Below are 6,628 nucleotides of genomic sequence, written 5' to 3'. Positions count from 1 at the left end.
TTTCGGGCCGCGCCAGCCGGCTCAGCAGCGTGCCCACGGCGGCTACCACAGCAGCGACCAGCAGCGAGTGCGTGAGGCCGCGGTGGCCCCAGAGGCTGTCGTAGGGCACGCCCAGGCGGTAGCCAATGGAATCAATGTCGGGCAGGGCAGCGCAGATACCGGCGGCCACCCAGTAAGGCCAATGCTGGCGTTGGGGTAGTAGGAGCTTGCCGAGGGTGGCCCCGAGGGCGGCGTGGGCGAAGGCGGAGGCCATAAAAAATTACCAGCGGCGGATGATGCCGTAGTGTTCGAGCAGCCAGAGGCCTGCCACCACGGCGGCGACGATGAGGGCTTTGGGCCAGAATTCGCGTGCGAAGCTGCGTTTGGGAGGAGGGGGCATGGCGCAAGTTGAAGTCGGATGAAGTAGCGTGGACTAAAAGTCCGCGCTACTGTGCCAGCTCGCGCAACACTTTGGGCACGCCGGTGCTGGCGGGCTCGGCCACGTAGCGCACGCCGCGGCGGCCGGCTTCGGGCTGGTGCGGGTCGATGACGAAGACGGGGCAGGTAGCGGGGGCGTAATGCAGCAGGCCGGCGGCCGGATACACTTGCAGCGAGGTGCCCACCACGAGCAGGGCATCGGCGGTGCTCACGATTTCGGCTGCTTCTTCGATGGCGGGCACCATCTCGCCGAACCACACGATGTGCGGGCGCAGCTGGGTGCCGTCGGGGGCGAGGTCGCCCATGTGGATGTCGCCTTCGCAGGGGTACACGGTGGCTTCATCGGCTACCGAGCGCATCTCGTTCAGCATGCCGTGCAGGTGCAGCACGTGGCGCGAGCCGGCGCGTTCGTGCAGGTCATCCACGTTCTGGGTGATGATGCTGACGCGCCAGTCGGGGGCTTCCTCGAAGCCGGACAGGGCCAGGTGGGCGGCGTTGGGCTGCACGGTGCGGGCCTGGGCGCGGCGTTGGTTGTAGAAGTCGAGCACCAGGGCGGGGTTGCGGGCAAAGCCCTCGGGCGAGGCCACGTCTTCGACGCGGTGGTCTTCCCAGAGGCCGTTGGTGTCGCGGAAAGTGCGGATGCCGGACTCGGCCGAGACGCCGGCGCCGGTGAGGACGACGAGGTGTTTCATTGGTTTGGGGTAGGAGGGTGTGGAGGTAGGAGGGTAGGAGTTGGGGCGGCTAACGCAACAACGTCCTGCTGAGCACAGCCGAAGAATCTCTACTGCAATACTAACCCCTTCAATTGGATTAGTTACGCGGTAGAGATGCTTCGGCTGCGCTCAGCAGGACGTTCTTTTTGTTCGGTTAAATCCGGGCCTTACAACGTTACCTCGCCGTCCTCTTCACCATGCCAGAACTTGATGCGCTTGGCCTGCACGCGGATGAGCACGATGCCGGGCGTATCGGTGCCTTCTTTGAACCAGCGCTTGAGCTCGGGCAGCCAGTGCTTTTCGAGAGTGGCGCGTTGGCGGATGAGTGTGGCGGTGCCCACGACGGATACATACAGCCAGTCGGGGCCGGAGAAGCCGAGGCTGACGTGCGGATTTTCTTTAATGTCGGAAACGGTGCGGGAGCCTTCGTAAGTGAAGTAGTAAGAGTTGCCGTCGTATTCCACGTCGCCGTTGTTGCTCATGGGGCGGGTGCTGAGGTGGCCGCGGCTGGTGTGGGTGGTCAGCATCGTGATGTCGAGCTTCGCCATTTTGGCGGCGACGGCTTGAAGGGTGGTTTCGGCCATGAGATAGGGTGGGGGTTGGGTACGGAATGCGTACGCACGGCCGGGAGTGGTAGTTATTGGAAAGAAGAAGGCAATGGGGTAGAGACGCAATATTTTGCGTCTCGTCGTCCGCGCCGTTCGAGCGTCGTTCAAACATCATCGTTCAACGACGAGACGCAAAATATTGCGCCTCCACCCCGTGGCAGGCCATTTCGTGAAGACCTCAACTGTACGATGGGTTCAATCGAAAATGACGGTCTTGTTGCGGTTCACGAAGACGTGGCCGTCGAAAACCAAGTTGAGGGAGCGGGCGAGGACGATTTTCTCGACGTCGCGGCCGGCCTGGGCCAGGTCGCGGGCGCTCTGGGTGTGGTCGATGGGGATGACGCTTTGGGCGATGATGGGGCCTTGGTCGAGCTGCTCGTTCACGAAGTGGGCGGTGGCCCCGATGATTTTTACGCCCCGCTCGTAGGCCTGCGCGTAGGGGCTGGCCCCCACGAAGGCAGGCAGAAACGAGTGGTGAATGTTGATGAGGCGATTGGGGTAGTGGGCCACGAACTCCGACGAGAGGATGCGCATGTACTTGGCCAGCACCACAAACTCGGGCTGGTACTGGGCCAGGGTGGCGAGCACGGCGGCCTCGTGGGCCTCACGGCTCAGGCCCTGGTGCGACACGCAGTGAAACGGAATGTCGAAGCGCCGGGCCAGGTCGCCGAGCACCTCGTGGTTGCTGATGACGGCCAGCACGCGGGCGTTGAGCTCGCCGAAGGCGTGGCGCACCAGCAGCTCGCTGAGGCAGTGGTGCTCCCTGGTGGCCATAAGCACGATGTGTTTGGGGCGGGTGTCGGAGAAGCGGATGCGGGCATTGAGCGGCAGCAGGGAGGCGAGCTCGGCGTGAAGCTGGGTGGGTTCGAAGTCGCCGCTGAACTCGGTGCGCATGAAAAACTGGCTGTTTTCGGGCTCCACAAATTCGCCGTTTCGCAGGATGTTGAGGTCGTGCCGGAAGAGTACACCGGTAATTTTATGCACCAGCCCCGGCTCGTCGGGGCATTGAATGAGGAGGAATTGCGCCATGAAATGAGGGGTTGCGGAAGGTGTAAATGTAGCCGCGGGGGCGGTGAACGGCGCGGCACAAAAAAGCCCGCTGCGGAGGCAGCGGGCTTTTTTGTGCCGGCAAAAAAAAATTAATGATTTATTGGGCATTCAATCAGCAAAAACCGCGAGCCGGCGGCGGCTTCGATGCTCACGTGGTCGGTTTCCCAAATGCCGAGGCTGTCGCGCTCCTGCACCTGCTGGCCGGCCACCGATACACTGCCGCTGATGACGAACAGGAACAGCAGCTTATTCAGCGGCCGGAAGGTGTAATCGACAGTTTGGGCTTCGGTATAGTAGCCAAGCGAGAGCCGGGCATTCTGGTTTATCCAGCAGTGGGACTGGCCTTCCTCGTTGCTCACGATGGTGGTGAGCTGGTTTTCGCGCTTCGCCTCGGGGAACTGGCGGCGCTGGTAGCGCGGGCCCACGTTCTGTAGCTTGGGCTCAATCCAGATTTGCAGGAAGTTCACGTCGGTGTCGCCCACGTTGTGCTCCTCGTGGCGCAGGCCCGAGCCAGCGCTCATAATCTGCACCCAGTCCTGGTGCACCACTTCGGTGTAGCCGAGGGTGTCTTTGTGGTTCATGCTGCCGGCCAGCATCACCGAGATGATTTCCATGTTGGCGTGGCCGTGGATGCCGAAGCCCCCGCCGGGCTGCACTACGTCGTCGTTGAAGACGCGCAGCAGGCCGAAGCCGCTGCGCTCGGGGTTGGGGTAGGGCCCGAAGCTGAGCGAGAGGTAGCTTTTCAGCCAGCCGATGTCCTTGAGGCCGCGGTCGGCGGCGCGGGTGAGGCGGGTTTTCATTGGGCGTCGGGCAGCTCGTTCTGGAAGGCAAATTCGGCCACCGGCTTGCGGGCGCGGACCGATTTTTCGCGGCTTAGGAAGGGCTCTTCGAGCTGCTCGGCTTCGCCAAGGTAGCCGAGGGCAATTACCACGGCGGGCGTCAGCTTGTCGGGCAGGTGGAAGTCGCGGCGGGTTTTGTCGCGGTCAAAGCCGCCCATGAGGTGGCCGTAGAGGCCCAGGGCGGTGGCTTCGAGCATGAGGGTGGCGTTGGCGGCGCCGAGGTCGTGCATGGCCGCGCCGTTGGGCTGGCCGTCGGGGTTGGTGGTGCGGGCCAGGGCGATGATGAGCACAGGAGCATTTTTGGCCCAGGGCTGGTTGCCGGGCACCAGGCAATCGAGGATTTTCTGGAAGGCGGCGGTGTCTTCTTTGTGCGCGTAGATGTACTGCCAGGGCTGCAGGTTCATGGCGCTAAAGGCCCAGGAAGCGGCTTCAAATACTTGGTTCAGCTTCCCCTGCTCTACGGGCTGAGCCGAGAAGGAGCGGGGACTCCAGCGGTTGCGAATAAGCTCGTGAACGGGGTAGGTGGTGGGAGCGGGTTTCATGTTTTGATGTTTGAAATTCAGATGGGATGTAGAGACGCAACATTTTGCGTCTCGTCGGCCGCGCCGTTCGGGTTTCGTGCGGGAGTCATCGTTCAACGACGAGACGCAAAATATTGCGTCTCTACGTCGGCCGTTTTATCAATGACTATCGAATACCGGCTACTGCATCAAAAGTTGAAACTCCATCGGCACTTCCATCAGCAGCAGCTCGGCGGTGCTGTCAGCGCTGATTTCGAGCTTGTCGGTGTCCCAGATGCCGAAGCCATCGCGGCGGTGCAGGGCCTGGCCGTTGATGGTCACGTCGCCTTCGAGCACGAAGGCATACACGCCGTTGCCGGCTTTTTTAATGGCGTACTCCGTCGTGAAGCCCTTATCGAGGTTGCCGATGTGGAACCAGGCATCCTGGTTGATGTGCGGGTTGCTACCGTCGCCCTCGGGCGATACTACTTGCAGCAGCTGGTTGTGGCGGGCCTCCGGGGCGAAGGTTTCCTGCCCGTAGTTGGGCTTGATGCCGCGCTGCTTCGGAAATACCCAGATTTGCAGGAATTTCACTTCCTGGTGCTGGTTGTGGTTTTTCTCGGAGTGGGCCACGCCGGTGCCTGCGCTCATCACCTGCACATCGTGCTGGCGAATCACGGTTTTGTTGCCCATCGAATCCTGATGCTCCAGGTCGCCCGACAGCGGGATGGAGATAATCTCCATGTTGTCGTGCGGGTGCTTGCTGAAGCCCATGCCGCCGGCCACGGTGTCGTCGTTCAGCACGCGCAGGGCGCCGAAGTGCACGCGCTCGGGGTTGTTGTAGCTGGCGAAGCTGAAGGTGTGGTAAGAGTTGAGCCAGCCATGATTGGCGTGGCCGCGAGTATTGGCGAGGTGCAGAACGGTGCGGGCCATGATAGGGCGTTGGTTAAATGCGTTAAGAAGACAAATGTAGATACATTTGATGTACATACATCATTTGCATTGAAAAAGTTTTACGCCCGCAATTATTTCCTCTCGCCGTAGCGGCTGCGCGGCCACCGGGTACCTTTGCCCGCGTATTCCCCGCTTCCGCCCCCTCATGATTCGTACGGTCATCTTCGACATGGACGGTGTTATCATCGACACCGAGCCGCTCCACCACCACGCCTTCTTCGCCGAGTTTGCCGAGCTGGGCCTGTCTATTTCGGATGCCGAGTACGCCACTTTCCTGGGCAAGTCGACGCGCAACGTCTTCCAGCGTCTCAAGCAGCAGTACAACCTGCCGCAAGCCGTGGAAGCCATGGTTGACCGCAAGCGTGAGCTGTTCAACAAGGCGTTTGATGAAGACGCCGACCTCGACCTGCTGCCCGGCGTGCGCAACCTGTTAGAAGACCTGCGCCACCACGGGGTGCAGCTGGTTGTGGCGTCGTCGGCCTCGAAAGCCACCATCGCGCGGGTGTTCGACCGCTTCGGGCTGCGGCCCTACTTCGCCCACATCGTCAGCGGCGAAGACTTTGCCGAATCGAAGCCGCACCCGGCCATCTTCCTGCGCGCCGCCGAGCTGGCCGGCACGCCCGTGGGCGAGTGCATCGTGATTGAAGACGCCGCCAACGGCGTGGCCGCCGCTAAAGCGGCCGGCATCTACTGCATTGCCTATCTCAGCCCGCATTCCGAAGGGCAGAACCTGCAGCAGGCCGACCGCATCATCCGCGGCTTCGGGGAGCTGAGCGCGGCCGGCATTCAGGCCATCGCGCCGGGCGAGCAGGCGTAGCGGCTACTCGAACCGGCCCAGCTCTTCGCGGGCAAACGTCCACTCGGGCGTGTCAAATTCAGCCTCGGCCGGCCCCGGCACGGCAAACCAGGCTCCCAGGGCCGGCGCGGCCACGTTGCGCAGCACATGAATGTTCTGGGCCGGCATGTAGCTCTGGGCCAGCAGCACGTACTTCTGGTGCGAAACCGGGTGTTCGGCCACATCCACCACCAGCACCGCGTGCCCGGGCGCACCGCCGTGAATGAGCACGTCGCCGGGCTGTACCTGCGGCAGCGGCACGGACCGTAAGTCGCGCCGCAGCGACTTGGTACCCGCGTAGCCGAAGGTGGGTAGCAGGTAGCGGGTCAGCGCCGCGTGGGTGGGCGGCTCGGCGGGCCGGGTGGCGGGCCGCACTTCCTCGTTCACCACCCGAAAGGTGCGGCCGGCCACGAAGTCCGAAAACCAGAAATCGTAGCCCGTGGTGAGGTGAAAATGCACCTGATTGGGGTCGTGGCTGAAGCCGTACTCGGCCCGCAGCCGAATCACAGCGTCAGCGCACTGCTGCAAATCCTGGGCGCCCACGTCGATGTCGAACACGGCGGCCACCACGTTTTGCGGGGTTTTCAGCTGGCCGTTGTAGAGGCGGGCTTTGGTGCCAGTAGGTTTAAGGGGCAGGCCCCGCAGCCATTCGCCCCAGGAGCCGGCTGCTACCGGCACCCGCCGGCAGCCCGCCGGGGCCGGAAAGCGGGCT

9 protein-coding genes are annotated in these 6,628 nt (G+C 62.8%); 1 reads left to right on the top strand and 8 read right to left on the bottom strand.

Features of this window, described 5'->3' with window-relative positions:
- The 7 genes from ACYVDE_RS11675 to ACYVDE_RS11645 form a co-directional block, all read right to left on the bottom strand.
- Window positions 1–253, bottom strand: a 253-nt coding sequence (locus ACYVDE_RS11675) for a metal-dependent hydrolase (RefSeq protein WP_460501725.1), incomplete at its 3' end; no start/stop codon positions are given.
- A 172-nt stretch (window positions 254–425) separates the two neighbouring features.
- The gene (locus tag ACYVDE_RS11670; protein WP_460501724.1) at window positions 426–1,109 is read right to left on the bottom strand and encodes an SIR2 family NAD-dependent protein deacylase; all 684 of its coding nucleotides are present in this window, start codon (window positions 1,107–1,109) and stop codon (window positions 426–428) included.
- Between the two features lie 188 nt (window positions 1,110–1,297).
- Window positions 1,298–1,714, bottom strand: a complete 417-nt coding sequence (locus ACYVDE_RS11665; RefSeq protein WP_460501723.1) for a pyridoxamine 5'-phosphate oxidase family protein — start codon at window positions 1,712–1,714, stop codon at window positions 1,298–1,300.
- A 219-nt stretch (window positions 1,715–1,933) separates the two neighbouring features.
- On the bottom strand, window positions 1,934–2,767 hold the full coding sequence (purU, locus tag ACYVDE_RS11660) for a formyltetrahydrofolate deformylase (RefSeq protein WP_460501722.1): 834 nt from the start codon (window positions 2,765–2,767) through the stop codon (window positions 1,934–1,936).
- 110 nt (window positions 2,768–2,877) lie between these two features.
- The gene (locus ACYVDE_RS11655) at window positions 2,878–3,588 is read right to left on the bottom strand and encodes a pirin family protein (protein WP_460501721.1); all 711 of its coding nucleotides are present in this window, start codon (window positions 3,586–3,588) and stop codon (window positions 2,878–2,880) included.
- On the bottom strand, window positions 3,585–4,169 hold the full coding sequence (locus tag ACYVDE_RS11650; protein WP_460501720.1) for a nitroreductase family protein: 585 nt from the start codon (window positions 4,167–4,169) through the stop codon (window positions 3,585–3,587). The genes ACYVDE_RS11655 and ACYVDE_RS11650 overlap by 4 nt, the downstream gene beginning before the upstream one ends.
- A 159-nt stretch (window positions 4,170–4,328) precedes the next feature.
- On the bottom strand, window positions 4,329–5,060 hold the full coding sequence (locus ACYVDE_RS11645) for a pirin family protein (protein WP_460501719.1): 732 nt from the start codon (window positions 5,058–5,060) through the stop codon (window positions 4,329–4,331).
- Between the two features lie 166 nt (window positions 5,061–5,226).
- Here ACYVDE_RS11645 and ACYVDE_RS11640 point away from each other — a divergent pair, with 166 nt between their 5' ends.
- Window positions 5,227–5,898, top strand: coding sequence for an HAD family hydrolase (locus ACYVDE_RS11640; RefSeq protein ID WP_460501718.1), 672 nt, complete (start codon window positions 5,227–5,229; stop codon window positions 5,896–5,898).
- A 3-nt stretch (window positions 5,899–5,901) separates the two neighbouring features.
- Here the strand turns inward: ACYVDE_RS11640 and ACYVDE_RS11635 are convergent.
- The coding region (locus ACYVDE_RS11635; RefSeq protein WP_460501717.1) for a DUF4846 domain-containing protein at window positions 5,902–6,628 on the bottom strand (727 nt) is incomplete at its 5' end.

This window comes from Hymenobacter agri, assembly GCF_054778495.1.
Note: the sequence above shows the minus strand (reverse complement) of the source record. Positions and strands in the feature narration are given on the sequence as shown.